The organism is Bradyrhizobium sp. AUGA SZCCT0177 (assembly GCF_018130125.1).
Classification (GTDB): Bacteria; Pseudomonadota; Alphaproteobacteria; order Rhizobiales; family Xanthobacteraceae; genus Bradyrhizobium.
In genome coordinates this window covers 47813-73819 of the sequence record NZ_JAFCMA010000012.1, presented here as the reverse complement: position 1 = coordinate 73819, position 26007 = coordinate 47813, and the positions used below count along the sequence as shown (strand labels likewise).

Sequence of the window (26007 nt, the reverse complement as noted above, 5' to 3'; positions counted from 1 at the left end):
CCGCGCCAAGCGAAGCCAACGGCGAAGCTGGGTGGACACAGCCGTCCGGCCTGACTATAAACCGGCGCTCCCTGCTCCGCGCCGGGACATGCCCAGGTAGCTCAGTTGGTAGAGCATGCGACTGAAAATCGCAGTGTCGGTGGTTCGATCCCGCCCCTGGGCACCATTAATCTCAGTAACGCCGCATCCTGAAGAAGCCGCCGAGTAAAGGCTTGTCCCGGCGTAGCCCGCTTGGGCGAAGCCGGATGGTTCGATCCCGCCCTGGGCACCATTAACCTCAGTAACGCCGCATCCTGAAGAAGCCGCCGCGTAAAGGCTTGCCGCGGCGTAGCCGTCAGGCGAAGCGCAGGATCGCAGCTATCTCCGTGATGTTACGGGGGGTTTTGACATAAACATTGAACCTGCGCGAACACGAAAACTTAAGGCTGCCGACGCTACGTTCGGGGATTGCAAGATCTCGGCGGTGCCCGGCCGCGGCGATGCGGATCCCCGGGCGGTTCAGGCGAAGATAGTCGATGTCATATTTGAAGGCGTTGCTATGCTCTGAGAGCGCAACCGTGGGTTTCCGGCTCGCGCGGGATTGCGTGCTGTGATTCACGCCCGCAGATTGGTCCGCAAAGCTGCAAAGGGAATCCTGCGAAATGCCCCGCTGCAAATCGCGCTGTTCTTTTTGCCGCTGGTGTGGATCGGCTACTTCGCGATCACGTCTTCGGAACGGGCGGAGGCGCTGCAACAGGCGCGGGCGCACGGAAACAGTGTCGCCCAATTGTTTGAGGAAAATACCGAGCGGATATTCGAACGTGTAGATCAGTCACTGCTGGTCGTGCGTGCGCTTTACGCCCAGGATCCGGCCGCCTTCAGCCTGAAATTCTGGGCCGGCAAAGCGCAGATGGCGAGCGGCGACGTGGTGCAGTTCTCGCTGATCGGAGCAAACGGCTATTTGTCCGATACCACGACCGGCTACTCCGGCCCGCCGCTCTATCTCGGGGACCGGGAGCACTTCGCCAAGGTGATGGAGTTGGCCGAAGATCGGCTCTATGTCGCAAAGCCGGTGTTCGGGCGGGCGTCGAACAAATGGACCATCCAGATCGCCAGAAAGCTGTTCGACCACGGCAAAGGTCCGGCGGGCGTCGTCGTAGGCTCGATCAGCGTGGATCTGGTCGGCAGGTTCTACGACACGGCAAAGCTCGGTATCGGAGGAACCCTTGTCCTCAGGAATGCCGACTACATCGTGCTCGCCGCGCGGGGAATAGACCAGGGCACGGTGCTGGGACAGCGCAATCCCGGCCACGTTGAAGGCGCGTTACGGGACAGCTCCTATAGCCAATATTGGAACTGGAGCGGGAGCGAAGGCCGCGCGAACCGGAGCAACAGGTTGGTCACGGCGCGCAGATCGCGCGTTTTTCCGCTGATCTTTACCGCCGGCATTTCAGAGCAGGAGATCTATTCGCGCTCTCAAGCCAGGCAGCAAATCTATCTCGGTGGAGCGCTTCTGCTCACTTTCATCATTCTGATGGCGACCGCGCTGCACTGGCGAAGACAGAAGGCGCTCGACGGGGCGCAGCGCGAACTGCGCGACTCCCTGAGCAAGTTCGAGGACGCGCTGCGAAATCTTCCGCAGGGGTTGAGCATGTTTGATGGCGACGATCGCCTGATCGCGTTCAACCGACAATGGCTCGATGCCTATGAGCTTTCGCCTGACAACATCAGGGTCGGCATGAATTTCCGCGAGGTGTTTGCAAACCAGGAGGCCGTGCGTGATCTCGACGCCTATCTGGTTGACCTCAAGGACCGGCTCGCCAAATCGGAGCACACTTCGAACACGGTGCAGTTTCCGGATGGGCGCGTCATCCATATTTCCTATGGCCGGCGCGAGAGCGGTGGCTGGGTTGCGACGCATGAGGACATCACCGAACGCAAGGCTTCCGAGGACCGCATCGAGAGGCTGGCGCACTATGACAGCCTGACCGGCCTTGCGAATCGTAACCTGTTCAGGGGTTCCCTTGACGAAGCGCTGGACAAGTATCTCCTGCACCATACGCCGTTCGCCGTGCTCCTGCTGGATCTCGACAAGTTCAAGTCCGTCAACGACGCGCTCGGCCACCACTGCGGCGATGCGCTTCTCAGGCAGGTCGCCGGTCGAATCAAGGCGCAGGCCCGAACCGTCGATACGGCGGCCCGGATCGGCGGCGACGAGTTTGCGCTGATCGTGGCGCCGGGGCCGTCCGCGCTGCAGGACGACGCCGCAACGCTCGCCGCGCGCCTGGTCCAGGCCATTGCCGAACCCTATGAAATAGACGGCCACCCGGTCGTGATCGGATGCAGCATCGGTGGCGCCGTGGTGCCCGAGCATGGCACGCGCACCGATGAAATTCTTCGCAATGCCGATCTTGCGCTCTACAAGTCGAAGAATGCCGGTCGAAACTGTTTCCATCTCTACTCGCCGGAGCTCAAGGCCGAAGCCGACCAGCGCGACATCCTCGAAATCGAGCTTCGCGAGGCGATCTGGCGCGAAGAGATCGAGGTCTTCTATCAGCCCATCTTCGAACTCTCGACGGGCCGCGCGACGTCGGTCGAGGCTCTGGCGCGCTGGCGCCACAAGACCAGGGGCTTGATCCCTCCCGCTGAATTCATTCCGGTTGCGGAACGGGGGGGACTGATCGGCGAGCTCGGCGATCTGGTGCTCGCCAAGGCGTGTCGCCATGCCGTGATGCTGCCGCATGATATCAAGGTTGCCGTCAACCTCTCGGCTCTGCAATTTGCGGGCGGCACTCTCGTCGATTCCGTAATGGCCGCGCTGGCGGACAGCGGACTTGCCGAGACACGGCTGGAGCTCGAGATCACCGAGAGCGTCTTTCTGGCCAACAGCCAGGAAAATCTCAAGACGCTCGAACGCCTGAAGCGGCTTGGCGTTTCCATCGCGCTCGACGATTTCGGCGTCGGCTATTCGTCACTGTCCTATCTGACCGCTTTTCCGTTCAACAAGGTCAAGATCGACAAGTCGTTCATCGACAGGATCGGTCGCGCCGAGACCGTTGCCGTCCTCGGATCGATCGTTCAGCTCGCGAAGACGTTGAACCTTTCGATCGTCGCCGAAGGCGTCGAGACCTACGACCAGGTCGAAAAGATCCGCGCGCTCGGAATTGCCCTGGGCCAGGGATATCTCTTCAGCAAGCCCGTGCCGTTCGGCGAACTGTTGCTGCAGGTCCTTCCCGAGAGCGAGCGGCAGGCGGTGGCGTGACAGGTCGGTGGGGACCTTGCGCCCGGCCGGTTCACGAAGGTAAGCGGCCGGCGAGCGTAGCCCGGATGAGCGAAGCGACATCCGGGAATTGGTTGGCCCATCCCCGCGTATCGCTTTGCTCTTGCGGGCTACTTGATGCCGAGAAAACGATTGTAGGCGAAGCCGTAGTCCGCCGTTGTGTGTATCCCTAAAGCGACGGATTACGCCTGCGGCTCCAATCCGCCCTACGAGCTTAACTCACAAGGTCGTGCAGCGCGCCTGGGGCTCGCGGACAGTCCAGTAAACGGGGCTCACACAACAGCTAGTAGAAACCAACTCATAGTTGCTGTAGTCTACGTCATCTATCTATCCTAGGCAATGCGTCTAATGCGTGGGACTCAAATGGAAGTTGACAAGCGCTCGATCTGGATCGTCATCGTTGTCTATTCACTTGCTTCAGTCGCGATCTATTTGTGGGTCGAAAGTGGCTCCGCGTTCAAAGTTACGGTCCCAACCGAGGGGGACGCTACCACTCAGCATGAGCAGGCGATCAAAGCCATGGATGGCGTGGCGGATGTTGGAATTAAAGTCGCGACGACTCTTGTCGGCGTCGGCGCCGCCGTCCTTTTGGGTTTCAAATCCGGATTGAAGCTGACGACTCCAATTCGAATATTCGTACTCCTTGCTACTGCGTGTTTTCTCCAATCGGCTCTCTACGCGGTACTGTGGCGACTGCGGATTGCTGAGCTATGGGTAAACAATAGCCTGGAGCTTGTGTCTGCTCCTCGGCTCACATACCGCTACCAGGCGCATTTTCTGTTTTTTATGGCGGGTCTGATGTGCATGGGCTTACTCGTGGCAAACGCGGCTCTGACGTGGCCAAAAGATAGGGGTGGGGAAGAATCATGAAATTCCCGTTGGCAGGCTTGGGCCTAATTGCATTCACCGCCGTAGCGAACGCTCAAGTGCCGGACCCCAACGTCTTAGAAAGAGAGTTGCAGAAATCCGGGGTATACATGACAGCAACCGCCAAGAGCCAATTCAGGCAACTAGTTGCCGCAGATTTTGCGCTAGGGGCTGAAAAGGCAGGCTTTACACCCGATCAAAGCTCTAAGTTTACTAACTCAATCGCAATCGGCAACATTCGTGTAGTATCAGGTGGTGTTGCTGGTTTCTATGTTGCCGACGATGGTCGTGCAACAGGTCCAACTTCAATTCCCGGAAACGCGACTCCTCTGGTTACTTACTTACTTTCATTTGCGAGCCCCGAGAAAGTTGGCGTTTACCTCCAAAAGTTTTCAACAATCAAAATTGAGGTCCAACCGGCACCGCCTCGCGACTACAAAATCGTCATCAATGGTGAAGCTTGCCAAGCCACTGAGAAGAGCGAATATAAAGTTATGCCCGGAGAGTCTTCAGTTAATGTCTCTCGGCCCGCAATGCCTGCCTGTGAATGGAAGGGGCCTATTGCGGCAGGGCAGACACAGGTGGTTCCTTGCAAATTATAGGCGCTATCCTGATCCTCTCGTTACCGTTCATGTCTGCTTGGTTTTTTGGGAGACGTTGCCAGTCCGAGGAATTACGGTGACAACCCGTAACTCGGGCCGTTAGATCAATCAGTGTAGGTTCGAAGGCCTCCGTACGGTGCCTTGCAATTTGGACACTGAAGAGCCAGGATACCTTTTCCAGGCAGACAAGTCGTCTCAATCAACAAGCCATCTTTCTGAAGGCAGACATCACAGAAGGGGTTTCCAGCCCCTCCTTCTTTTCCGTCTTTGCGCTTGCGGTACCTGTATCCGTACAACTCTACTGTCTCGTCTTCCATGCGGCGCTGTAGCTTTCTCAGTCTGGCTATCTCAGCCTCTTTTTCCGCAGCGTCGCCGTTTGCTTCTGTCAAAGTAATCTTCAACTCGGCCAATGCGCCCGTAAGATCGGCGATCTTCAACTTTAGCTCAGCCTGACTCATCCCTTTATCAATTGAGCGCAACTCATTCGCTAGCTTTATGGCTTGCGAAGCAGTCGAGAATGCCAGCGGCCAATCAATCACCCTACGATCCTCCGAATTTTGACTCATGGCACCTCATAGCATCCGTGTGGGTAGGGATAGCGATCCAGTGTGCCAGACTAAAGCGGCGGATTACGCCTTCGGCTAATCCGCCCTACCGCTCTTGCCATCGAATCATTTGACATATTTCAACTCTCGGTTTTGCTAAGCCGCAAGTGGTCGCAAGTGTTGATGCCCGTTGCCGAAATTTCGAATCAAGTGACTATTATGAGAAAATGATTAGCCTTCTTCGTGGTCGCTAGACCGCAAACTCGGAGGCTCAGATGCTAAGCACGAAGTATGGACCAATCTTCGTTGTGTGCGTGGTAGCGGGCACACTGCTTGCCGTAGCTCCCGGTAAGGGAATATTTGGTATCCCCCTGACCAAGTACGGGATGGAGGGGTTGCTTGTTGAACAGCAAATAGAGAAGGGGCGAATTGAGTTTGAACGGGAGCGCATACCGCAGGCAGATCGCGAGAAGTATCGAGTGGCGGAGCACGAAAGAGAGATGCAGAGACTTCGTTTACAGCGTCCGGCGACGCCCGATGAGGGGTACTAATAGTTACGGTGACAGAGCGCAGCCCGGATGAGCGAAGCAACATCCGGGTTTTGGTTGGCTCATCCCGGCGTACCGCTTTGTTCACGCGGGCTACTTGGTGCCGAGAAAACGGATAGTAGCCGAAGCCGTAGTCCGCCGTTGTGTGTGTGTTTCTCGCGGCGGATTACGCCTACGAGCCATGATGATATTCAGGCGGCAGGCCCTTAGGGGAGGATCCAGTGGCTGACTTCGGACGTCGATTTCAAGACCTTTGCAAGCAAGCGGACGTGCTTGAGGCCTCCAAGAAGATGAATAACTCGCAGTACTCGTCCGGGTACTCCGTAGCAGTGAACGACCTTCTCGGTTGGGTAGTGAAGGTGCGCCACCTTCTTTCATCAGTATGCGGGCCGGATTCACAGCATTTCACACAGTTCGTTGCTGCTGAAGAGCCGGGTATGTACGTGACCAACTACGAGATCTTTCAAAAGCTTCGCGCAGTATTAGAAGCTGCAAAGGAAGATTACGAAGGCGGTTACCTCAATTCGCTGAAGCTGCTTGTTCAGGCTGAGGTCTTCGACAACGAACTTGAAATGGCGAGTGAGCTTCTTACTTCCGGCTACGTTCCGGCCGCTGCTGTAACCGCTGGTGTTGTCCTCGAGGCCGGCTTACGCGAAATGTGTGTCGACAAAGGTATACCGATCGGCAATTTGAATAAGATGAATGCGGATCTCGCGAAGGCGGGCGTATTCAACAAGCTTGTGCAAAAGCAGGTTACTGCATTAGCAGACATTAGAAACAACGCCGCACACGGTCATTATGACCAGTTCTCTAAGGAGGATGTGGCCAGCATGATAAAAGACGTTCAGCGGATACTGGCGAGCAGGACAAACTAGTAGATCTCGTAGTACGGATTGGAGGCGAAGCCGTAATCCGCCGTTGTGAGCTAGTTACGTGACAGTGAGCTAAACATTCTCGAGTGCGGCACGTGCAGCACGGCCAATCAACTCACCCCTCCACCAACAACCGCAACACCGCATCATACCGAATACCCTGATCCCCAACGAGGGCCATGGCATCGACCTTGGCGCCGGCGTCGTTGTAGGTGCCGAAAAATCCGATGTATTGGACGCGGGCCACCATCGGTCGGTTTGTCGGGGTATGTTCGTTGCTGGTCATCTTGCCTTTCCAGCTTCCGGCGGAGCACTCATAGGTGCCGGTGTAATAGACATACGCGTCACCGCCATGGATCTGGCCGTCGCGCAGGATCAGGATGCCGCCAACGTCATCGGCCACGCCATCGCGGGATTTGGCAGAGAGCGAATAGAGCCCGTTCTTGATCATGATTATTTCCACGCCGGATCACCGGCAAACATTGCCGGCGCATACAAGCTGCTTTCCTGCGCGACTTGTCGCTCTGGGATGCTCAATTTAAGCTTATAGCTGGCGGACACCGAAATGGCGACGTAATCGCCCGGGAAGCCTGATATTGCCGAAACCGCGATCACGCGAGGTTTTCCTATGCTGCCCATTCCCGCCGACATCTTTACCGAGCCTGACAACGTATCGCCTGATAGCCTCGCCAATCTCGGACCGCTCCGTCATCTGGCGGGTATCTGGCAGGCGGACAAGGGCGTGGACGTCAACCCCAAAGCCGACGGCCCGGAGCGTCGGGTGTTTCGCGAGCATATCCGGATGGACCCGATCGATCCGCAGGCCAACGGACCGCAGCTGTTTTATGGTCTGCGCTATCACATCCACATCAACACGCCGGAGGAAGACATTACCTTCCACGATCAGGTCGGCTATTGGCTCTGGGAGCCCGCAACCGGCCTGATCCTGCAAAGCGTGACCATTCCGCGGGGCCAGGTCTTGCTCGCAGCGGGCCACGCCAAGCCGGACGACAGGCGAATCTCAGTCACGGCGAAGCGCGGCGATACGCGGTACGGAATCTGCTCGACGGAATTTTTGGACGAAGCTTTCCGCACCGAAAGCTACCGATGCGACATCACCTTCAACGACGACGGAAGCTGGACCTATCTCCTTGAAACCGAGCTTCTTGTGAAGGGGCGAGACCAGCCCTTCAATCATCACGACACCAACACCTTGAAGCTTGTTGGGGCGGCGGGACCCAATCCGCTGGCTGTCATCCTGAAGGATCGCGCGGAGAACTCGTAGGATGGGTAGAGCGAAGCGAAACCCATCATCTCTCTCCGTGCAAGCATCGACGGGCTTCGCGGCGTTTATCATCGGGCCGGCCGAAGGCCATTGGCTCTACCCATCCTGCGATCTACTTGTCGTGCGGTCCGCCTGCTACCGGCTCCGCCAGATGCAGGAATTCGTCGAACGCGACGGCGCCTTCCGCGAGGGTGTGGCACGCGCGACTGTCAATAAAGATTTGCGCGTCATGGTCGAAGATCTCGACGATAAAAAGGGGCTGCCTTGCGGCGTAAGCCGCTGAGGCTGCGTGCATGCGAATTTCATAGTCGCCGATCCACGCCAGGGAAATCGCCTCACCCTCGGGGCGGGACACCAGGCTGACATAGGCTCGGGAAATTCGCAGCGTTGTAAAATTGTACTCCAACGCACGTCCCACAACGAAACCTCGCGCTTTGTTGGTCGGCCGCAGGATTACCAGCCCCGCCATTACGGGACGCTGGCGGTGAAATTAATGTTTCGAAAGATGGGCCGCGGGGGATCCCGTCATTCCCCGATGCGCAATTGCGCATTGGGGAATGACGGCCGGGACTGCGACAAAACAACCCGACGGCCGCGCCCGGCGTAGTCTTGGGCGAAGCCGGGGCAACTCAATTCCGATTTACGGAAATCATGTCAAGCCCAAAATTTCCGAAAATCAAAAATATTCCTGTTGCCGTCCGACCCAAATCAGTGCGCATCTATCGCCATCCCGTCCCACTCAGAGGGCGTCGGCCGTCGTCACGACGAGGGGCGGGTTGCGGTGGACGCTGAGGTTGCGATTGACGGTCGCGGCTGGAGCGTACGGCGAAGGCGTGTGGTCCTGGCGCCCGTAACGGCGTCAAGTCCTGCGGGAGCAACGCTTCCGAGGGGCGACGGTGGCAATAGAGGCCGTCTCACCGGGGAGAGCGCGTTATAAGCCGTAAAGCCATTGCGCAGGGAAGGCCGGGTGTTCACCGCTGCCCTGTATGCTCGTGTGCAGCATTCTTAGCACAATCGCACACGAGACCGCGGGTGCAGCGCGCATCCGGTCTTCCCTGCGCCCTCTGGATTCGAGGGCGGAGCGTGACGCAAAACTCGGGCGCATCGCGCCGCGAGAACGCGAATCTGCAACCTCATCGTTGTTTGACAATTGAATCAGAAATGGCAGTGTCGCCGCGGGCAAGACGACGGACCTGGAACCGGGCAATGCTGAACTTCCATTACTGCGCGCTCGGCGTGAGGCCGGGCAAAACCGCGATGCGGTGTTCGCACCTCGCACAGGCGATGCCGTGAGTGGCGGCCACAACAATTCCCGTGTGCAGGCGCTTCAGCAAGCCTCACTGGCGCTGCAGATGCGGCAGTTCGGCCGGGCACAGCAACTTGCTGCCGAAATCCTGAAATCGAACCGCACCGACAGGAGCGCGGTGCTCATTCTGGCTCATGCCCTGATCAATCAGAATCGTGCGGGTGAGGCGATTGTGCCGCTCGAAAAAGCCGCTCGTCGCGGCAGCGATGCGGAAGTTGAAACACTGCTTGGCGCAGCCTTGTGTAGTTCGGAACGCCCGGCGGATGGGATCGAGCAATTGCGGCGCACCGCCGCGCGGCGTCCACCGTATTTACCTGCCTTTCAGGAGCTCGCAGGTCAGCTTGCCAAGGCCGGCAAACTCAACGAGGCCATCAGGATCGTCGAGGAAGGCCTTTCGCTGGCGCCCGAGAGCATCGACTTGAAAGTCGATCTGGGGCGCCTGTTTCTGCAAAACCATGAGTCCTCAAAGGCTCGCACCATCCTGATGGTCGCTCATGACGCGGCTCCGGGACGCCCGGACATTTTGACAGAACTCGCGCTGGCCCTGCTCTATGAGCGAGACTACGCCGCAGCCGCCGATAAATTCCGTCACGCGCTCGGTCTGCGTCCAGAGGACGCTTTGGCCCGCGCCAACCTCGCCGCGTGCCTGCTGGAGATGGGCGACCGTGATGGCGCCGAGACGGCCTTACGTGCCGTAATGCGCGGAAGACCCCACCTGCTTGGCCGCGCCGCCTACGTGCTTGCCGCTTCGTCTCACGGCCGCTTCTTCTTCCGCCCCAGCGCGGCGGCGAAATTCCTGGGGGGAGAATCGAACTGAGCGGCTACGCCCTGAATTGCCGCCTGTACAATCCGGACTCCCCTCGCATCGTGTCCCGGAATTCGCGAGCCTGTTGCGTCTCTTCCGGCGTGAACGACGAAGTTTCGCAAACCCAGCTTTCCCGCTTGACTGGAATGCACTGGGCGTTCCCTTCGGGAGGATGCCCCGGAAATTTGTGTCATGCCAGTGCGCCGGAAAATGTATCCAGGTGTCGGTATAACGGTCGCAATCGACCAGCCCGCTTAGCGTGGTGAATGGCAGATCAAAACGATTGACGGGATGTGTGAAGAACAGCGCATAGCCTTCCGGGGCCTCGATGGTCCACAGATTGTGGAATTTGATGATGAAGCGATCGGAATCGAAAAGCGGCGTACCGGTAACCTGTCCCTTGTCGTGAAATCCGATCGGTGAACGGGGAAAATCCAGAGATCCCGGGGGGAGTTCGTTGTCCCAGGTGATCTGGCCGTTCTCGATCCTCAGGTCGCAGACCAGCGGGATCAGAAAGCCGCAGGTCATCGCATCGACGAAAGGCGGACACCGCTTTATCGTTTCCTCGTCGCGCAAGTTGATGTCGCTGAAAGCTTTTGCCGGCATCATCTTGAGCCAGTCGGGAACACCCTGGTTCGCCGGCACGGGCCGTGGCAGCTCTCCTTCAAGCTCTGCCGGACAGCGGAATCTAAGCGTCAGCTTATTGGTAGACATTGGGCCCTCCAGTCCAAACCTATGATTGATTAGGTAGAAATTGCCGTCAATTGAAGTTTCAGATCCGGACCGCGAATGACTGTTCGTCCAACGATTGAGACCCGAGGCCGCGCAATCCTTAACCTCTATGGCGATCCTTCACACCAGGGTCGTATTGGAGTCACGTTGCTGCGCTACATGAGCGCCAACGGGAGTGCGCATGACCAAGATTTCGCCGAACAACTTCAATCCGGAACTGGTTTCAATGATGAGATCGGTGCTGGAACTGGCTTCCGCCCATGTCGACAGCACGTCGGGCAAGCCAGCCACGCCGGCAATCAAGGTGAAGATGGCGTCGCGCATCCTGGCGACCGCCGCAGCAGGCGTCACCGACGCCGGCCAATTGCAGTCGGCCGCGATCGAGGAAGGGCTGTGCCCGGCGGATTGAGGCCGCACCTTCCTTTAGAAGTTTGCCACCCCGAGATCGTAAGAGCCGCGGCTGCCGCGCACGTAAACGCGGGCGGCTGCGGCGCAGATCTTGTCGCGGTTGGCGTCGAACGCGTTCAGAAAGCCCGATTCATCGAGCGGCACGTCCGGCTGGATTCGCGCCAGCGCCTCCTCGTTCACGTAGAACGAGGCCTCGATCGCGCTGTCGTAGCCCCAAAACCGCACGGCGCGCCTTGTGTGGTCATAGCTTCGGCTATGGTTCGGAAAATCGATCATCGTGCTCACCAATGGCCGTGACGCCGGCCCCAATAGCTCCCGCCACCAAACAGCAGCACCACGACGATAACAAACAGGACCGGTTCAAAACCCAGGATCGGTTCCATCGGAATCCTCCGCTGGTTTGCGGCTGCGGTCACCGCAGGAGACAACGGCCCATTGAGGCCGTTGTTCCCGCTAACCCTGGAACCCGCGTCCCCCGGCCTAGCCGCCGTACAGATATTTCGGCAGCCACAGCGTCATTCCCGGCCACATATACATGATGACCATGCAGATGATCACGATGAACATGTAAGGCATCATGCCGGAAAAGATCTGGTTCAGCGTGACGTGCTTGGGCGCGACGCCTTTCAGGTAGAACGCCGACATCGCCACCGGCGGCGACAGGAAGGCGGCCTGCAGGTTCACGAACACCAGCACGCCCCACAGGATCGGATCGACGCTGAAGTGCTTCAGCATCGGCAGGAAGATCGGCACGAAGATCACGATGATCTCGGTCCATTCCAGCGGCCAGCCCAGCACGAAGATGATCGCCTGCGACAGGATCATGAACTGGACCGGTGTCAGGTTGAGCGACAGCACCCAGCTCTCCAGCAGCGCCTGGCCGCCGAGTATAGCGAACACCGCCGAGAACAGCGCCGAGCCGACGAACAGCCAGCACACCATCGACGTGGTCTTGAGGGTGAGGAACACCGCCTCCTTGGTCTTTTTCCAGTTCAGCGTGCGGGCATGGAACGCCAGCAGGAAGGCGCCGGCGGCGCCCACCGCCGCCGATTCCGTGGCGGTCGTGATGCCGAACAGGATTACGGCGAGCACGACCACGGTCAGCAGGCCAAGCGGCATCACCGAGGTGATCAACAGCCGCAGCACCTCGAACTGTTCGGCCTCCATGATCGCGTAATAGTAGAACAGCAGCAGCAGCAGGACGGCGGCCGTGAACCCGAAGTACAGATAGAAGCCTTCCGGCGGACCGGACGCCGACGGCGGAGCGGCGGTTTCGCTCTGCAGATTACCCATCTGCTGCAGCACCTCCGGTTCGCCCTTTTTGGCCGCGCCGGACTGCTGGACCGAACTGCCCAGTTCCTGAAGCTTTTCCTCGACCGGCTCGCTGCTCGGCGCGCCCTGTCCGAGCGGGGTCGGAGCCTCACTGCGCTCGATGGCGGTGGGTGCGTCCGGCTGCTGGTGGATCACGACGTACCACCAGATGCCCCACAGGGTGCCGAGCGTCATTACCAGCGGCACCAGCACGAACGACAGGCTCTTGAGGATCGTGCCGTAGCCGAGCCGCGCGCCATCCACCGTGATGGCAAGGGCCCGCGACGGGGCCACAGTCGCGGCCAGCAATGCCGGCAGCATCTTGCGGGAATAGAGCTGCTGGATCTGCGTCACCCACGGCCGCACCGGCACCCGGGTTTCGCTCTCCGGCAGCTTCGGCGCGATTTTGGGGTTAATCAGCGCCCAGCCGATGATGTAGACGAGGTAGAGGAACGCCAGGAAGAAACTCGGAAACATCGCCGCGGCGTACAGCTTCACCACCGACTGCCCGGCGACCGCCGCATAGACGATGATCATGACCGAGGGCGGGATCAGGATACCGAGCGTGCCGCCGGCGGTGATGACGCCGGAGGCGAGTTTCACGTCATAGCCGGCCTTGAGCATCGGGTTGAAGGCGATGACGCCCATCAGCACCACGACGGCGCCGACGAGGCCGGAGGCAATGCCCCAGAAGGTGCAGACGATCAACGAGGCGACCGCGAGCGCTGCCGGCACGCGCCGGAACGCCAGCTGGATCGCGTAGAACATCTTGTCCACCAGCGCGCCGCGTTCCATCACGTAGCCCATCAGGACGAACAGCGGGATGGAAATCAGGACGTCGTTGGTCATCGCGCCATAGGTGCGCTGGACCATCAGGTCGAAGATGTGGTTGTCGGCCCAGGATTCGCCGGCGCGGTAATAGGCGAAGAAACCGAAGAACATGCCGAGCCCCATCAGCGTGAACGCCGTGGGGAAACCCATGATGATGACGACGACGATGAGTCCGAGCATCAAAAGCCCGAGTGCCGGATCGCTCATCGCTGCACGTCCCCGCCCAAGCCGCGCTGGCGCGCGCTCTCCTCGATGTTCTGCGCATGCTCGATCGCGCTTCGGCGCGCTTCGTCGTCGACATGCTCGCTCAGCGCCAGTTGCTCCTCGACGACGTCGATTTCGCTGACATCCTTGAGGCGGCTCGGCCACACGCCGGTCTTGAGGCAGATGACGCAGCGCGCGATTTCAGCGGACCCTTGCAGCAACAGCAATATGCCCGCCAGCGGGATCATCGCCTTGAAATGATAGACCGGCGGTCCGTCCGCGGTCACGTTGGAGTGCTCGTTGATGCGCCACGACAGCGCGGCATAGTCCCAGCCCGCATAGGCCAGCGCCGCGATCCCGGGCAGGAAAAACACGATGTAAAGCACCAGATCGAGCCCGGCCTGGGTGCGCGGCCGCATCGAAGAGTAGAGAAAGTCGCCGCGGACATGGGCGTTCTGCGCCAGCGTATAAGCGCCGCCGAGCATGAACGCCGCGCCGTACATCATGTTCGACGCATCGAAGATCCAGGCGGTCGGCATGTTCAGAATGTAGCGCTTGAAAACCTCGGCGCAGACGAGAAGCATCAAGGCCATCACCAGCCAGGCGGCCGCCTTGCCGGCAAAGGTGCTGATACCGTCGATGGTATGCAGAAAACGGTCGCTGTTCATGAAATCTGGACTGCTTGGTACGGGCTGCTCAATAAAGGGCTGCTACTTGGCACAGGAATGATCCGGGCGAAGCCGGGCGTAATGGCCGACCTGAGATCCGGCGCCGCGTCGGAGCGCGTTCGCGTCGTGAATGCGCAGGCGATGGCCAGCCGACGATACAAGACCCCGCCCGGGATTGCCATCCCGGACGGGGTCTGTTGGTCGATTCTATTGCCTCAGGTCCGCTTCTTGGCGTTGGGTCCGAAGTAGTGGTTATACGCCATCCGGCGGTTCACCACGGTGTCCTGCTCCCACTGCGTCGCGCGCTTGGCGAACGCCAGCTGGGACGCCACGATCTCCTTGAACAGCGGATTTTCCGCCGACTTTTTCTCGACGACCTGATCGTAGACATCGAGCTGCGCCTGCAGCACCGAGTCGGGGGTCTTGTAGAACTTGACGTTATCCTTGGTCTGCATCTCGGCGTAGTCTTTCGAGTACCGGTCGATCGCCTTCCAGGCCATGTCCTGTCCGGCCGCTTCGGCGGCGTTGTCGAGGATCGCGCGGATCTTCGCCGGCAGCGCGTCGTACTTGTCCTTGTTGAACATGATCTCGAACTGCTCGGCATTCTGGTGGAAGCTCTGCAGCATGCAGATCTTGGACACGTCGGGGAAGCCGAGGACGCGGTCCGACGTGGCGTTGTTGAATTCGGCGGCATCGAGCAGGCCGCGGTCGAGCGCGGCGACGATTTCACCGCCGGGCAAGGCGTTGACCGCAGCGCCCATGCCGCTGAACACGTCGATCGAAATGCCGACGGTCCGGAACTTGATACCCTTCAGGTCGTCGGCCTTGGTGACCGGCTTCTTGAACCAGCCGAGCGGCTGGGTCGGCATCGGCCCATAAGGGAATGAGACGACGTTGGCGCCGATCGAGCTGTACAGCTTGGCCAGGAGCTCCTTGCCGCCGCCGTACTTGTGCCAGGCCAGCAGCATGTTGGCGTCCATCGCATAGCCGGGACCGGAGCCCCACAGCGCGAGCGCGTTCTGCTTGCCGTAATGATAGGCGAGCACGCCGTGTCCACCGTCGAGCGTACCCTTCGAGACCGCCTCGAGCAGGCCGAAGGCGGGCACCACGGCGCCGGCCGGCAGAACCTCGATCTTGAGGTCGCCGCCCGTCATGTCGTTGACCTTCTTGGCGTAGTCGAGCGCATATTCGTGGAAAATGTCCTTGGCCGGCCAGGTGCTCTGGAAGCGCATGCTGGTCGCGCCTTGCGCGCTTACGACGCTGGGGGCTGCGACCGTTGCTGCAGCGCCCGCGGCGGCCACTTTCAGGAAGCGGCGGCGGCTGGAAGTGGTGTCTTTTTTGGATGTCGTCATGATTTCCTCCCCGTTTTGACGGCGATCCAACCAAGGATGCGCCCCTTATTATTGGAAGGGAGACAAAGGCTTGCGCAGGTGTTTGGCAAGAATGTTCGGGAAGATGCGACGCTTCGACGCGGCAGATGGTGAACAACGTCGATGGCGGCTTCCGGATTTATTCCGAAGGCGCTGAATTAAATTTTTGCAGGCGACGATGCCGTATGCGACTTTCGTTTAAGTCGCCGTGCGCGCGCGCCGTCCCTCGATCGGATAGGCGGGATCGTTGAACCCCGGTGTGGATGGATGCCCGCTCGCGACCAGCCGGTCGATCAGCGCCTCGTCCTCCGCGGTGAAGCGATAGTCGAGCGCCTTCAGGTAATCGTCCCACTGCTCCTCGGTGCGGGGACCGGCGATCACGGCGGACACGAATGACGAGTTCAGCACCCATGACACCGCGAACTGCCCGGCGGTGATGCCGCGCCCTTCGGCGTGCTCCTTGATTTGCTGCGCGAGCTGCAAGGATTCCGGCCGCCATTCGGTCTGCATCATGCGCTTGTCGTTGCGGCCGGCGCGGCTGTCCTTGTCGGGCGCCGTATCGGGACGGTACTTGCCGGTCAGCACGCCGCGCGCCAAGGGGCTATAGGGCACGATGCCGAGGCCGTAATAGCCGCAGGCCGGGAAGTGCTCGACCTCCGGCGTCCGGTTCATGGCGTTGTAATAGGGCTGGCTGACGATCGGGCGGTCGATGCCGTTGCGATCGCAGATGTTGCAGATCTCGGCGACGCGCCAGGCGCGGTAGTTCGAAACGCCGAAATAGCGGATCTTGCCCTGCCGCATCAGGTCACCCATCGCGCGCACGGTCTCTTCCAGCGGCGTCGCGTGATCTTCCTTATGCAGATAGTAGATGTCGATATAGTCGGTGCCGAGCCGCTTCAAACTCTCTTCCGCCGCCCGCAACACCCAGCGCCGCGACAGCCCGCCGCAATTGGGATCGTCGCCGATCTGATTGGCGAGCTTTGTTGCGAGCACCCAACTGTGCCTGACGTTGGCAATGGCGCGGCCGACCACTTGCTCGGACTTGCCGCCATTATAGGCGTCGGCGCTGTCGATGAAATTGATCCCGGCCTCGCGTGCCTTCGCCACGATCCGCGACGACGTCGCCTCGTCGGTCGGCCCGCCGAACATCATGGTGCCCAGGCAGATCGGCGAAATCTTCAGGCCGCTGCGGCCGAGTTGACGATATTGCATCGGGCGGGGCTCCTTCTGGTGGCCGTCGTCATTGCGAGCGCAGCGAAGCAATCCATAGCCGCAGACAAGAAAGGTGGATTGCTTCGTCGCTTCGTTCCTCGCAATGACAGAATGGGCTACGTATCATTCTTCAATATCTTAAACACGCCCGACGCCATCGCGATACAGCGCTTGTCGACGGTGACTTCGGTGGTGATGAAAATCAGGCTGCGGGTCGCGCGCACCACGTGCGGTTTGGAGATCAACACCTCGCCGATCTTGCCGGATTCGACGAAATGCGTGTCGAGCTGCACGGTTGCCAGCGTCGGCTTGCCAGAGACGTGTCGCGCGGTGATGCCGCAGGTGCGGTCGGCGAAGGTCATCAGCACGCCGCCCTGCACCAGGCCGCGGCGGTTGTGGTGCTTGTCCTCGGTGATCAGCGCGAATTCAAGCTCGCCGTCGACGAGCCTTTCCCATAACGGCCCGATCAGATGCATGAAGCCGGTCGTTTCGACGATTTTCCAGCCATCGGATTTTAGCTTCTCCGTGGCGGCCCTGGTCGTCATCTGATGCATTCCGTTTCCTGCAGGCGGTCATGTCTCGACAGTCATTTCATCAAACGCGGGAGTATTGTAGTCAAGCGTCATGGCCCGTTCATTTGATGATGCCACCCGGCGAAATATCGCGGAGCTCGTTGCAACTTTCTCGCGGGCGACGGCGGATGAGCCAGAGCCTGCGCTGAAGCGGGCCGCCGTGGTCATCGCGCTCACCGAAAGCGAGAATGGTGCGGAAACGGCGTTTCTGCTGACGCGGCGTGCCGAGGGCCTGCGCTCGCATTCGGCCCAATGGGCGCTGCCGGGCGGACGCTGCGATCCCGGCGAGACGCAAGTCCAGTCGGCGTTGCGCGAGCTTCATGAAGAGCTCGGCCTGGAGCTCGGAGAGGGCGATGTGCTGGGCCTGCTCGACGACTATCCGACGAGGTCCGGCTATCTGATCACGCCGGTCGTGGTGTGGGTAAGCACAAAGGCCGCGCCGATGCCGAACCCGGCGGAGGTGGCTTCCGTGCATCGCATCGCGCTTGATGAGATCGAGCAGCAAGACGCGTTCAGCTTCACCAGAATTCCCGAAAGCACGCGCCGCGTGATCCGCTTTCGCCTCGCCGGCCAACACATCCACGCGCCGACGGCGGCGCTGATCTATCAATTCCGTGAAGTGCTGGCGGGCCGCAATACCCGCGTGGCCGAACTGGAACAGCCGGTGTTCGCCTGGAAATAGGGCTCCTTGAGTCCGTCATTGCGACCCGTTGGCTCGCAATGACGATGGGTAGGGTCGTCCGGAACGCGGGTTGCGGATGTCGGCTGTTTCAGCGACCATACGCCAACAAGAACAATGATCCCAAGGGAGTGCTGAATGCGCGGTAACGCTTTGGCCGTCATCATCGCCGTCGGTTTCGCCGCCAGCCTCAACAGCGCGCAAGCTCAAAACTATCCGACGCGAGCGATCACGCTGGTGATTCCGTTCGCGCCTGGTGGTTCGACCTCGATCGTCGGCCGTGGCATCGCTGACAAGATGAGCGAACTGCTCGGCGAGAAGGTCGTGGTCGACAATCGTCCCGGCGCCGGCGGCACGATCGGCACCAAGGCCGTCGCCAAGAGCGATCCCGATGGCTACACGCTGGTGCTGGGCTATACCGGCACGCTGGCGATCGGGCCGTCGCTCTACAAGAGCGCCGGCTACGATCCGCGCAAGGATTTCGCGCCGATCGGCCTGATCGGCAATGCGCCGAATTCGCTGGTGGTGCATCCGTCGTTCCCGGCCAAGACCGTCGCCGAACTGATCGCGCACGCCAAGGCCAATCCCGGCAAGGTCAATTTCGGCTCGGCCGGCGCCGGCACGGTCAGTCACATCACAGGCGAATATTTCGCCCGCACCGCCGGGATCACGCTGGTGCATATTCCCTACAAGGGAACCGGTCCGGCCCTGACCGATCTGTTGGGCGGCCATATCCCGATGGCATTCGCGCCGATCCCGGCCTCGCACCCCAACGTCTCGGCCGGCAAACTGCGCGCCCTCGCGGTGACCAGCACGACCCGCTCCAGCCTGTTGCCGGACGTGCCGACGATGGCGGAAGCGGGCCTGGCCGGCTTTGATGCGTCGCTGTATTACGGCCTCGCGGCGCCTGCCGGCACGCCGCGGCCCATCATCGACAAGCTCAACAAGGTGCTGCGGGACGCCCTTGGCTCCGACGAGGTCAAAAGGCAATTGGCCAATGACGGCACCGAGATCACGCCGGGCACGCCGGAGGATTACGCCGATTTCATCGACAAGGATGAAAAGAAGTGGTCGCAACTGATCAAGACCAGCGGCGTCGAGCAGGAGTGAGCGGCACGGCGCTGCGCCGTTTCGGGGCTGACTTGAGCCCGACACTTGCTACAACAAGGCGATGCGCCTGCAATTGATTCGCCTCTATTTTTGCCTTGTCGCGCTCGCGCTTCCCGCGGGCGCGCCGCCGGCGTTGGCCATGGACGCGCTGCCGGCCTCAACGGCGGATGCGATGGCGCAGGCGGCCTCGCCGCAGGCGATCGCGGAATATCGCCGCAAGCTGAAAGAATATCAGGCCGCGCGCGCCGCGTTCGAGCAGGAAGCCGAACCTTACTGGAGCGCGATTGCCGAAAAACGGCGCGGCCGCAACGCCAAGCGGCGCGAGCGCCAGGCCATCACGCTCGATGATTATGTGCTGACGCAGCCGCCGCTTTACGACGGGCCGAAGCGGCCGGTGGATCCGGAACCGCAAGACAGGCCCGAGCGCAAGCCGCTTCCGGTGGTCGCCGATTTCCTGCAAGCCGCCGCGGCGCATTTCCAGTTTACGCCGCAGCGGCCGGCCAGCGAGGTCGAGTTCAAGCGCGCCTATGGCCGCGTCGCATTGGCTTCCGGCCTGACGCGCGAGCAGATCGTGCGGGTCTATTCGTTCGAGACCGGCGGCAACGGCAATCACGACATGCAATCCGGATTGAGTTCCTCGCGCCCGGGCTCGCGCGCGATCTCGACGGCGGTTGGCTACAACCAGTTGCTCACCACCAACACCGTCTCGCTGCTCGCCGAACAGGGGCATGACATCGTCAAGGCGTTGACGGAAAAGGCCTCCGGCCTGTCAGGACCGGCGCGCAAGGCGATGGACCACAAGCTGGCGGTATTGAAGCGGATGGTGGCGTTCACGCGCTCGGTGCCGGTGCAATGGTCGGAGCACGAAAAGCTCGCCAACACGCCGCAGGGCTGGGGGGTCCACGCCATGGTGCTGGACATCGACGTCGGCCCGCTGCTGCAGACCCACAAGCTGCTGACCTCGGTGCTGTTCGCGCGCGCCAAGGGCTATACCAGACCGCTCAGCGCCGCCGAACTCGAGATGATGAACCTGACCGGCGACAGCACCGGTCTCGACATGGTGACGATGCCGCAGGCGATGCGCGAGCAGGTGCCGACCTCGAATTTCTTCCAGCGCGGTGGCTACGAGCGCAACCCGGTCGCGATCCGCCACAACACGGTGGCAAAACTGCTTGCGATCACCGACGAGCGGATGGACGTCAACAGCAGCAAGCCAGGTGCGAAGGAACTGGCGGCGGCGTTTTAGTAAAGCTTGCGGTGTCGTCGTCCCGGCGAACGCCGGGACGACAGCGGTGGCTAAACACGCCCCTCAATTCGCGCCGAACTTGAACTTGCCGTCGTCTTCGAGGTAGGGGCCGGTCCGCATGTAAAGCTGGCCGTTCTCGCCGACGAAGAACAGCGTGCCCTTCGGCACTTTCTTGGCGCCCTTCAGCAGCGTGCCGGCATTGCTGGTGCCCAACTTGTACGCAAGCGTCTTGCCGTCCTTGCCGTAGGCATAGCCCATGTCGGACTTCAGCTCCCAAGGCGTCGGTGCGGCGGCCTGTGCGAATGCTGACGACGTCAGCACGCTGAGCGCGGCCGCGATCAAAAAGGTTTTGGTTGAAATTCTCGTCATCGTCATCCCTCCCAGCGGCCAAATTGGCTTCCGTCCCATCTCATTGAACAAATCACGAACGTCATTATTCCGTCAATGGTACCTTTGCCGCATCACGCCTTCTCTGCGACTTTGTGATTTCCCGCCTTCGACTTCGCGACTATGTTCCGGTTTCCGGTTACACACGCGCTATTGCCAGAAACGTTTATAGGGATGATTCGGATGAACCTCGTCGTGAAGATCGGTTTTGGTGTTGCGCTGTCGTTCATGACGCTGGCCTCCGCGGTCCAGGCCGACGAATTCAAGCTCAGCAACAACCAGCGGATTGCCTGCAGCCGCGGCCTGAGCCCCGGCAAGCTCAACACCGCGACCTGCAGATCGTACGCGTATGTCTTCAACATCAAGACCTCGGAATATTTCCGCTGCCAGGTCACGCTGGCGCTGACGCGCGACAACAAGGAAGTCATCAACGTGCAGGCTGACGGCAACTGCGCCAAGAAGCCCCGCATCTTCGAGACCGATTCGAACTATTCGTTCGACGCCACCGAAACCGAACCGCCGAACACCAACTCGTTCTTCGGACCCGGCGGCTATGCGGTGTGGGCCAGCGACAACAATGCGCGCAAGGTGCGCGGCTGCATCATCATCTCGTCCGGCCTCGGCTCCGACATCTCGAAATGTCTCGACATGAAGTTCGATTGATGGGCGGCGGGCGTGACAGCCGCCCCCTCCGCGCCGGGCTCGCCACCACCGCCTTGGCCGTTTCCTGAACGGCTTCCGTTTGAGGGGCGCGAGGTGTCCCTCGAACCGCTTCGCGTCGGACACGCGGACGAACTCTGGCACGCCGCGCAGGGCGCCGACGCGTCCTTTGCCTATTTGCGTTACGGGCCGTTCGCGCAGCAGTGCGACTTGCTGGCGCTGGTCACCGAACTGGCCGGGCGGGCGGATCAGCCGTTCTGGGTGGTGCGGCCGAACAGCAGCGGCGTGGCACAAGGCTGGCTATCGCTGTGCGATATCTATCCGGCCGAGGGGGCGATCGAAATCGGAGCGATCTGGTTTTCGCCGCGGCTGCAGCGAACCCGGGCCGCGACCGAAGCGATCTTTCTCCTGATGCAGTATGCGATGGAGGAATTGCAGTACCAGCGGCTGGTCTGGCGCTGCAACGCGGCAAACCAGGCGTCGCTGAACGCGGCCGCGCGCTACGGTTTTACGCCAGAGGGTACCTGGCGTGGCTCGGCCCTCAGCAAGGGGCGTCGCTGCGACGTGGCGTGGCACTCGATCATCGCCGCCGAATGGCCGGCGCGCCGCGCCGCCATCGCCGCGTGGCTTGCGGACGGGAATTTCGATGAACATGGCCGCGCGCGCACGCGGCTGGTTCATCCGTGAGGCAGTGCTTGATCAAGTTCGGCTGAGCCGGACCGAGCGCCCCCTCACGGCTTTTACCCGGCGGGGGATGGCAGCACCGGGGGCGAGCGGGCAAATTTCTTGACCCCGAGCGGCTTGCTGAACAGATAGCCTTGGACCAGATCGAAGCCCATGTCATGCGCGGTGAGAAAATCGGTGCGGGTTTCGACCCCCTGGGCGATGGCGCGCGCACCATGGTCCTGCGCCAGCTCGACGATGTGGCGGCATACGGTCTGCTTCAAGCGGTCATCCGCGCAGCCGGTGACAAACTGATGATCGACTTTCAGCTCGACGAATGGAAAGTTCCGGAGCCCCATGAGCGCGGGCCATTCCGGGCCGACATTGTCGACGGCAATCGCGATGTTATGCAGGCGCACCTGCCTGGCGACGTCGATCACGAGATCCAGATTGTCCATCACCTCGGCGCTGTCGATCTCGATGATCAAACCGCCGAATGCGGGATGGTCGGGCATTCCGAGACACAGGTCGCGCACCGTTTCGCGGCCCCTTAAAAACGAAACCGGCAGGTTGATCGAGAGATCCACCGGACCATGCTGCTCCAGAAGGTAATGCCAATCCTCGATCGCGCGACCGATCACGAACTCGGACAGCGCGCGATAATGCGGATCCTTGTCGTCCGGAATGAAATACGCCGGTGGCACGACCCCCCAGGCGGGGTGTCGCATCCGCACCAGCGCCTCCGCGCCGCTCGGAACCAGCGTGCGCGCATTGATCTTTTGCTGATACCACAATTCGAGCCACCCGGCCTTCAGCGCCTCGGCCACGTCCACCGCCGGGCTTGGCGCCGGTTCGGTGGGCAGCAGCGACGCGACGCTGGCCCGCAACGTTCCGGCGCTGAAGGGCGTCGGCAGCGAGGGCAGCATCGCGATATCGTATTCCTCGGCAATTTGCCGAACCGCCTTTACCATAATCGAGTCCGGTAGGCCGATGATGAGCACCTTGCCGCCGAAATTCTTCCGGACGAGAACTTCGAGAATTTCGCCGACCTCGGTCCCGTTGACGGACACGCCGAGCACGACGAGGTCAGGCTGTTGTGCGTCAAGCACTCCCGACAATTCGCTTGCACAAGCGCATGCGCTGGTGATGAAGCCGAGCTCCTCGAGCGCGTCAGAGAGGAACAGCCGCAGGTGTTTCTTGGCGTCGGCCACGCAGGCGCGGGGCATCACCCTTCGCAGTCCGAAGCCACCGGTGCGCGCATGCGCGTTAGCATTGATCAGATTCATTCCGTCCCCCTGCACAGATATCGACGCTAGTCGTACATCCGCGCAGCGGCGCTAATCATGGAGTTTTAGGGACGCGGTGATGAATGCGCGGGTAAGGTTAAAGCCGCCAATGAAACTAGAATTGTAACGAAAGCGGCAAGTCATCTGGCTGTAACATGGCAACTCGGAAGCCCGATGGAGACCCATCCGTTTGTCGTTGCCGTCGTGGCGTGCGCTATGAACGGAGGCGTGCATTTGTGCGCTGTTTCATTGCTGGACGCGCGTTAACGCCTGTGGTCGCTTGTCGGCGCGACCACAGTTTATGTTCGCGCCGAACACAAGAATCGCTTCGACGCGCGGCGTCAGCTGAACGCGATAGTCACTCCGGCTTGATGCCGGCGAACTTGGCCACCTTGCCCCACTTCTCGGTTTCCGCCAGCACGTAAGCCTGCATGTCCGCGGGCGACCCGCCGGCCGGCTCGGCGCCGAGTTTGCGCAGCCGCGCGATGCCGTCGTCGGTCTTGAGAAACTTGTCGACGCTGGCGTTGAGCCTGTCGATGATCTCCTTCGACGTCTTGGCCGGCGCACCGATGGTGAACCAGGATGCCGCCTCGTAACCGGGTACGCCGGCTTCCGCGATCGTCGGCAGATCCGGCAGGCCCGGCCAGCGCCTGGCAGAGGAGACCGCCAGTGGGCGGATCGAGTTGGATTCGGCGAACGGCTGCGAGGCCGGCAAATTGTCGATCGTCAGTTGCACGCGGCCGGCGATCAGGTCGGTCAGCGCCGGTGCGCTGCCCTTGTACGGCACATGGGTCATCTCGACGCCGGTCATCGACTTGAACAATTCGGTCGAGACATGCGCGGTGCTGCCGAGCCCCGGCGTGCCGTAGAACAACTCTCCCGGCTTCGATTTGGCATAGGCGATCAGCTCCGCAACCGATTTCACCGGCAGCGAATTGGTGAGCGAACAAAGATTGGGTACCCGCGCGATGATGATGACCGGAGCGATATCCCTGGCCTGGTCGTAGTTCATGTTCTTGAACACGAACTGGTTGATGGCGTGCGTGCCGGGTGTTCCCACCACGAAGGTGTAACCGTCGGGCTCGGCCTTCGCGACGAATTCAGCCGCGATGTTGCCGCCGGCGCCGGTCTTGTTTTCGACGATGAATTGCTGGCCGAATTCCTCCGAGACTTTTGCCGCGACCACGCGCGCCAGGATGTCGGTGGTGCCGCCGGCCGCGAACGGCACGACCAGTTTGACCGGCCGTGTCGGCCATTGATCGGCGCCCGCCCGGCGCGGCAACAGCGACATACCGCCAAAGGCAGCCGCGCCGGTCAGCACAGCGCGGCGGTTGGGGCGGTGCGGATGAATAATCTTCGAAGTCATGTCGGTCCCTCCAAAATTTCGGCGGACCGTATTTGTTAATCGGCGCGACCACCACCCCCGTCGGCGTCATGCCTCGGGGTCTCCGGCATCATGGCGCAAAACCCGATCAGGGCGACGTCAGCGACCGCAGCGAGAGGCAGCAAGCTCAAAGAAATGACCGCGGCCCTTGGCAGGCCGCGGTCAAATGCAATCAAGCAATTGCAGGCAGCCGGCTTAGCCGCCGATGCCTTTTTCCTTGAAATACTTCAGCGCACCGGGATGGAACGGGATCGGCGAGCGGTCCTGCACCTGGTTGTCGAGCGAGAAGCTCTCGGCTTCCTTGTGCACGGCAACGATGTCGGCCTTCTTCTCCACCAGCGTCTTGACGATCGTGTACGCGTCGTCGTTGCTCATCTTGTCGCCGGTCACGATCAGGTTCCAGACCTCGGTGATGGAATTGTCCTTGTCGTAGCCGGGATAGGAGCCCGCCTTGATCTTGCTTGACGTGTAGAGCTTGCCGTACTTGGCATTCATCTTCTCGGCGAGATCGCCGTGGTCGACCAGCTTCATCTTCAAGCCTGGCGTTGCCGCGAGATCGGTCACCGCCGCGGTCGGGATGCCGCCGACCCAGAAGAACGCGTCGATCTTGCGGTCCTTGATGGCGTTAACGGATTCGGCAACGCCGAGCCGCTCGCGCTTCATGTCCTTGTCCTTGTCGAGACCGGCGGCTTCGATGACGCGGAACGCCATCACTTCGGTCGCGCCGCCCGGAGAACCCGTCGAGACGCGCTTGCCCTTGAGATCGGCCATGGTCGTGATGCCGGTACCTTCGACGGTCACCACATGCATGCGGTTCGGATAGACCACGAGCAGCGCCTGCAGCGGCAGCTTGCCGCTCTTGAACTTGTCCTGGCCCTGCAGCGCGTCGAGCGCGGCATCGGCCATGGTGAAGCCCATCTCGCTCTGCCCGGTGCCGATCAGCTTGAGATTGTCGATCGAGCCGCCGGTGACCTCGGCCGTGGCCTGCACGTTGGGAAGGGTCTTTGACAGCACGTTGGCGACGGCGCCGCCAAGCGGATAGTAGACGCCGCCGGTTCCGCCGGTGCCGATCGACATCGTTTTCTGCTGGGCGTGGACGATGCCGGCGAAGGCGAGTCCGGCCGCAACAGTCACAGCCAGCACGGCCACGGTCTTTTTCATTATTTTCATCTCAATTACTCCCTTGACCTTATTC

Annotated in this window: 26 protein-coding genes, 1 tRNA gene and 1 pseudogene; 13 read left to right on the top strand and 15 right to left on the bottom strand. The window is 60.9% G+C overall.

The window, feature by feature from the left end; genetic code table 11:
- The first annotated feature begins 90 nt into the window (after nucleotides 1-90).
- From JQ597_RS16000 to JQ597_RS15985, 4 genes are all read left to right on the top strand, one after another.
- A tRNA-Phe gene (locus JQ597_RS16000) sits at nucleotides 91-166 on the top strand.
- 423 nt (nucleotides 167-589) lie between these two features.
- Nucleotides 590-3241, top strand: a complete 2652-nt coding sequence (locus JQ597_RS37650) for a bifunctional diguanylate cyclase/phosphodiesterase (RefSeq protein WP_212265226.1) — start codon at nucleotides 590-592, stop codon at nucleotides 3239-3241.
- A 381-nt stretch (nucleotides 3242-3622) separates the two neighbouring features.
- On the top strand, nucleotides 3623-4129 hold the full coding sequence (locus JQ597_RS15990; RefSeq protein ID WP_212265225.1) for a hypothetical protein: 507 nt from the start codon (nucleotides 3623-3625) through the stop codon (nucleotides 4127-4129).
- Nucleotides 4126-4728 (top strand): hypothetical protein, encoded by a 603-nt coding sequence (locus tag JQ597_RS15985; protein ID WP_212265224.1) that lies wholly within the window; start codon nucleotides 4126-4128, stop codon nucleotides 4726-4728. Before JQ597_RS15990 ends, JQ597_RS15985 begins: the two co-directional genes overlap by 4 nt.
- Nucleotides 4729-4832: 104 nt before the next feature.
- Here the strand turns inward: JQ597_RS15985 and JQ597_RS15980 are convergent, their stop codons facing one another.
- On the bottom strand, nucleotides 4833-5294 hold the full coding sequence (locus JQ597_RS15980; RefSeq protein WP_212265223.1) for a hypothetical protein: 462 nt from the start codon (nucleotides 5292-5294) through the stop codon (nucleotides 4833-4835).
- Nucleotides 5295-6042: 748 nt separating this feature from the next.
- Between JQ597_RS15980 and JQ597_RS38290 the strand changes: the two genes are divergently transcribed.
- The gene (locus tag JQ597_RS38290) at nucleotides 6043-6696 is read left to right on the top strand and encodes a DUF4145 domain-containing protein (protein ID WP_349628839.1); all 654 of its coding nucleotides are present in this window, start codon (nucleotides 6043-6045) and stop codon (nucleotides 6694-6696) included.
- Nucleotides 6697-6808: 112 nt separating this feature from the next.
- Here the strand turns inward: JQ597_RS38290 and JQ597_RS15970 are convergent, their stop codons facing one another.
- Together JQ597_RS15970 and JQ597_RS15965 are read right to left on the bottom strand one after the other, a co-directional pair.
- A complete protein-coding gene (locus JQ597_RS15970) occupies nucleotides 6809-7144 on the bottom strand; it encodes a GrlR family regulatory protein (RefSeq protein WP_212265222.1) in 336 nt (111 codons plus the stop codon).
- Nucleotides 7145-7146: 2 nt separating this feature from the next.
- Complete coding sequence (locus JQ597_RS15965) at nucleotides 7147-7308, bottom strand: hypothetical protein (protein ID WP_212265221.1); 162 nt, start codon at nucleotides 7306-7308, stop codon at nucleotides 7147-7149.
- Nucleotides 7309-7321: 13 nt separating this feature from the next.
- On the opposite strand from JQ597_RS15965, the gene JQ597_RS15960 reads away from it, so the two are divergent.
- Nucleotides 7322-7978 carry an FABP family protein gene (locus JQ597_RS15960; protein WP_212265220.1) on the top strand — a complete coding sequence of 219 codons (657 nt, stop codon included), beginning with the start codon at nucleotides 7322-7324 and terminating at the stop codon, nucleotides 7976-7978.
- A 112-nt stretch (nucleotides 7979-8090) separates the two neighbouring features.
- Here the strand turns inward: JQ597_RS15960 and JQ597_RS15955 are convergent, their stop codons facing one another.
- A complete protein-coding gene (locus JQ597_RS15955) occupies nucleotides 8091-8447 on the bottom strand; it encodes a hypothetical protein (protein ID WP_212265219.1) in 357 nt (118 codons plus the stop codon).
- An 820-nt stretch (nucleotides 8448-9267) separates the two neighbouring features.
- Here JQ597_RS15955 and JQ597_RS15950 point away from each other — a divergent pair.
- Complete coding sequence (locus JQ597_RS15950; protein ID WP_212265218.1) at nucleotides 9268-10101, top strand: tetratricopeptide repeat protein; 834 nt, start codon at nucleotides 9268-9270, stop codon at nucleotides 10099-10101.
- Nucleotides 10102-10105: 4 nt separating this feature from the next.
- On the opposite strand, the pseudogene JQ597_RS15945 reads toward JQ597_RS15950, so the two are convergent.
- A pseudogene (locus JQ597_RS15945) lies at nucleotides 10106-10803 on the bottom strand (hypothetical protein).
- Nucleotides 10804-11002: 199 nt separating this feature from the next.
- Here JQ597_RS15945 and JQ597_RS15940 point away from each other — a divergent pair.
- Complete coding sequence (locus tag JQ597_RS15940; protein ID WP_212265217.1) at nucleotides 11003-11230, top strand: hypothetical protein; 228 nt, start codon at nucleotides 11003-11005, stop codon at nucleotides 11228-11230.
- Between the two features lie 14 nt (nucleotides 11231-11244).
- On the opposite strand, the gene JQ597_RS15935 is transcribed toward JQ597_RS15940, so the two are convergent.
- From JQ597_RS15935 to JQ597_RS15910, 6 genes are all read right to left on the bottom strand, one after another.
- Nucleotides 11245-11505, bottom strand: coding sequence for a DUF1488 family protein (locus JQ597_RS15935; RefSeq protein ID WP_212265216.1), 261 nt, complete (start codon nucleotides 11503-11505; stop codon nucleotides 11245-11247).
- A gap of 204 nt (nucleotides 11506-11709) precedes the next feature.
- Nucleotides 11710-13578 carry a TRAP transporter large permease gene (locus JQ597_RS15930; protein WP_212265215.1) on the bottom strand — a complete coding sequence of 623 codons (1869 nt, stop codon included), beginning with the start codon at nucleotides 13576-13578 and terminating at the stop codon, nucleotides 11710-11712.
- Nucleotides 13575-14243 carry a TRAP transporter small permease subunit gene (locus JQ597_RS15925; protein ID WP_212265214.1) on the bottom strand — a complete coding sequence of 223 codons (669 nt, stop codon included), beginning with the start codon at nucleotides 14241-14243 and terminating at the stop codon, nucleotides 13575-13577. The genes JQ597_RS15930 and JQ597_RS15925 overlap by 4 nt, the downstream gene beginning before the upstream one ends.
- Before the next feature lie 215 nt (nucleotides 14244-14458).
- Complete coding sequence (locus JQ597_RS15920; protein WP_212265213.1) at nucleotides 14459-15595, bottom strand: TRAP transporter substrate-binding protein; 1137 nt, start codon at nucleotides 15593-15595, stop codon at nucleotides 14459-14461.
- Between the two features lie 216 nt (nucleotides 15596-15811).
- Nucleotides 15812-16825 (bottom strand): aldo/keto reductase, encoded by a 1014-nt coding sequence (locus JQ597_RS15915; RefSeq protein WP_212265212.1) that lies wholly within the window; start codon nucleotides 16823-16825, stop codon nucleotides 15812-15814.
- Between the two features lie 116 nt (nucleotides 16826-16941).
- Nucleotides 16942-17370 (bottom strand): PaaI family thioesterase, encoded by a 429-nt coding sequence (locus JQ597_RS15910; protein WP_212265339.1) that lies wholly within the window; start codon nucleotides 17368-17370, stop codon nucleotides 16942-16944.
- Nucleotides 17371-17449: 79 nt separating this feature from the next.
- On the opposite strand from JQ597_RS15910, the gene JQ597_RS15905 reads away from it, so the two are divergent.
- The 3 genes from JQ597_RS15905 to JQ597_RS15895 all read left to right on the top strand — a co-directional run bounded on the left by JQ597_RS15905 (nucleotide 17450) and on the right by JQ597_RS15895 (nucleotide 20432).
- Nucleotides 17450-18079: an NUDIX hydrolase gene (locus tag JQ597_RS15905; protein ID WP_212265211.1), complete on the top strand. Its 630-nt coding sequence runs from the start codon at nucleotides 17450-17452 to the stop codon at nucleotides 18077-18079.
- A gap of 135 nt (nucleotides 18080-18214) precedes the next feature.
- Complete coding sequence (locus JQ597_RS15900; protein WP_212265210.1) at nucleotides 18215-19186, top strand: Bug family tripartite tricarboxylate transporter substrate binding protein; 972 nt, start codon at nucleotides 18215-18217, stop codon at nucleotides 19184-19186.
- Nucleotides 19187-19247: 61 nt separating this feature from the next.
- On the top strand, nucleotides 19248-20432 hold the full coding sequence (locus tag JQ597_RS15895; RefSeq protein WP_212265209.1) for a hypothetical protein: 1185 nt from the start codon (nucleotides 19248-19250) through the stop codon (nucleotides 20430-20432).
- Between the two features lie 63 nt (nucleotides 20433-20495).
- Here JQ597_RS15895 and JQ597_RS15890 read toward each other — a convergent pair whose 3' ends face one another.
- A complete protein-coding gene (locus JQ597_RS15890; RefSeq protein ID WP_212265208.1) occupies nucleotides 20496-20801 on the bottom strand; it encodes a hypothetical protein in 306 nt (101 codons plus the stop codon).
- Between the two features lie 201 nt (nucleotides 20802-21002).
- Between JQ597_RS15890 and JQ597_RS15885 the strand changes: the two genes are divergently transcribed.
- Both JQ597_RS15885 and JQ597_RS15880 read left to right on the top strand, forming a co-directional pair.
- Nucleotides 21003-21482 (top strand): hypothetical protein, encoded by a 480-nt coding sequence (locus JQ597_RS15885; RefSeq protein WP_212265207.1) that lies wholly within the window; start codon nucleotides 21003-21005, stop codon nucleotides 21480-21482.
- A gap of 93 nt (nucleotides 21483-21575) precedes the next feature.
- Complete coding sequence (locus JQ597_RS15880; RefSeq protein WP_349628838.1) at nucleotides 21576-22166, top strand: GNAT family N-acetyltransferase; 591 nt, start codon at nucleotides 21576-21578, stop codon at nucleotides 22164-22166.
- 53 nt (nucleotides 22167-22219) lie between these two features.
- On the opposite strand, the gene JQ597_RS15875 is transcribed toward JQ597_RS15880, so the two are convergent.
- From JQ597_RS15875 to JQ597_RS15865, 3 genes are all read right to left on the bottom strand, one after another.
- A complete protein-coding gene (locus tag JQ597_RS15875; protein WP_212265205.1) occupies nucleotides 22220-23428 on the bottom strand; it encodes an EAL domain-containing response regulator in 1209 nt (402 codons plus the stop codon).
- 358 nt (nucleotides 23429-23786) lie between these two features.
- Nucleotides 23787-24794 carry a Bug family tripartite tricarboxylate transporter substrate binding protein gene (locus tag JQ597_RS15870; protein WP_212265204.1) on the bottom strand — a complete coding sequence of 336 codons (1008 nt, stop codon included), beginning with the start codon at nucleotides 24792-24794 and terminating at the stop codon, nucleotides 23787-23789.
- A 213-nt stretch (nucleotides 24795-25007) separates the two neighbouring features.
- Complete coding sequence (locus tag JQ597_RS15865; protein ID WP_212265203.1) at nucleotides 25008-25982, bottom strand: TAXI family TRAP transporter solute-binding subunit; 975 nt, start codon at nucleotides 25980-25982, stop codon at nucleotides 25008-25010.
- Between the last annotated feature and the right edge of the window lie 25 nt (nucleotides 25983-26007).

Bases quoted from the DNA above. Each gene is read 5' to 3' on its own strand.
- JQ597_RS15935 (WP_212265216.1), bottom strand. From the start codon at position 11,505: ATGATCGATTTTCCGAACCATAGCCGAAGCTATGACCACACAAGGCGC.
- JQ597_RS15875 (WP_212265205.1), bottom strand. From the start codon at position 23,428: ATGAATCTGATCAATGCTAACGCGCATGCGCGCACCGGTGGCTTCGGA.
- JQ597_RS15990 (WP_212265225.1), top strand. From the start codon at position 3,623: ATGGAAGTTGACAAGCGCTCGATCTGGATCGTCATCGTTGTCTATTCA.
- JQ597_RS15940 (WP_212265217.1), top strand. From the start codon at position 11,003: ATGACCAAGATTTCGCCGAACAACTTCAATCCGGAACTGGTTTCAATG.
- JQ597_RS15930 (WP_212265215.1), bottom strand. From the start codon at position 13,578: ATGAGCGATCCGGCACTCGGGCTTTTGATGCTCGGACTCATCGTCGTC.
- JQ597_RS15905 (WP_212265211.1), top strand. From the start codon at position 17,450: ATGGCCCGTTCATTTGATGATGCCACCCGGCGAAATATCGCGGAGCTC.
- JQ597_RS15870 (WP_212265204.1), bottom strand. From the start codon at position 24,794: ATGACTTCGAAGATTATTCATCCGCACCGCCCCAACCGCCGCGCTGTG.
- JQ597_RS15970 (WP_212265222.1), bottom strand. From the start codon at position 7,144: ATGATCAAGAACGGGCTCTATTCGCTCTCTGCCAAATCCCGCGATGGC.
- JQ597_RS15885 (WP_212265207.1), top strand. From the start codon at position 21,003: ATGAACCTCGTCGTGAAGATCGGTTTTGGTGTTGCGCTGTCGTTCATG.
- JQ597_RS15980 (WP_212265223.1), bottom strand. From the start codon at position 5,294: ATGAGTCAAAATTCGGAGGATCGTAGGGTGATTGATTGGCCGCTGGCA.
- JQ597_RS15920 (WP_212265213.1), bottom strand. From the start codon at position 15,595: ATGACGACATCCAAAAAAGACACCACTTCCAGCCGCCGCCGCTTCCTG.
- JQ597_RS15955 (WP_212265219.1), bottom strand. From the start codon at position 8,447: ATGGCGGGGCTGGTAATCCTGCGGCCGACCAACAAAGCGCGAGGTTTC.
- JQ597_RS15985 (WP_212265224.1), top strand. From the start codon at position 4,126: ATGAAATTCCCGTTGGCAGGCTTGGGCCTAATTGCATTCACCGCCGTA.
- JQ597_RS15890 (WP_212265208.1), bottom strand. From the start codon at position 20,801: ATGACGAGAATTTCAACCAAAACCTTTTTGATCGCGGCCGCGCTCAGC.
- JQ597_RS15895 (WP_212265209.1), top strand. From the start codon at position 19,248: ATGCGCCTGCAATTGATTCGCCTCTATTTTTGCCTTGTCGCGCTCGCG.
- JQ597_RS15925 (WP_212265214.1), bottom strand. From the start codon at position 14,243: ATGAACAGCGACCGTTTTCTGCATACCATCGACGGTATCAGCACCTTT.
- JQ597_RS15915 (WP_212265212.1), bottom strand. From the start codon at position 16,825: ATGCAATATCGTCAACTCGGCCGCAGCGGCCTGAAGATTTCGCCGATC.
- JQ597_RS15910 (WP_212265339.1), bottom strand. From the start codon at position 17,370: ATGACGACCAGGGCCGCCACGGAGAAGCTAAAATCCGATGGCTGGAAA.
- JQ597_RS15900 (WP_212265210.1), top strand. From the start codon at position 18,215: ATGCGCGGTAACGCTTTGGCCGTCATCATCGCCGTCGGTTTCGCCGCC.
- JQ597_RS15865 (WP_212265203.1), bottom strand. From the start codon at position 25,982: ATGAAAATAATGAAAAAGACCGTGGCCGTGCTGGCTGTGACTGTTGCG.
- JQ597_RS15960 (WP_212265220.1), top strand. From the start codon at position 7,322: ATGCTGCCCATTCCCGCCGACATCTTTACCGAGCCTGACAACGTATCG.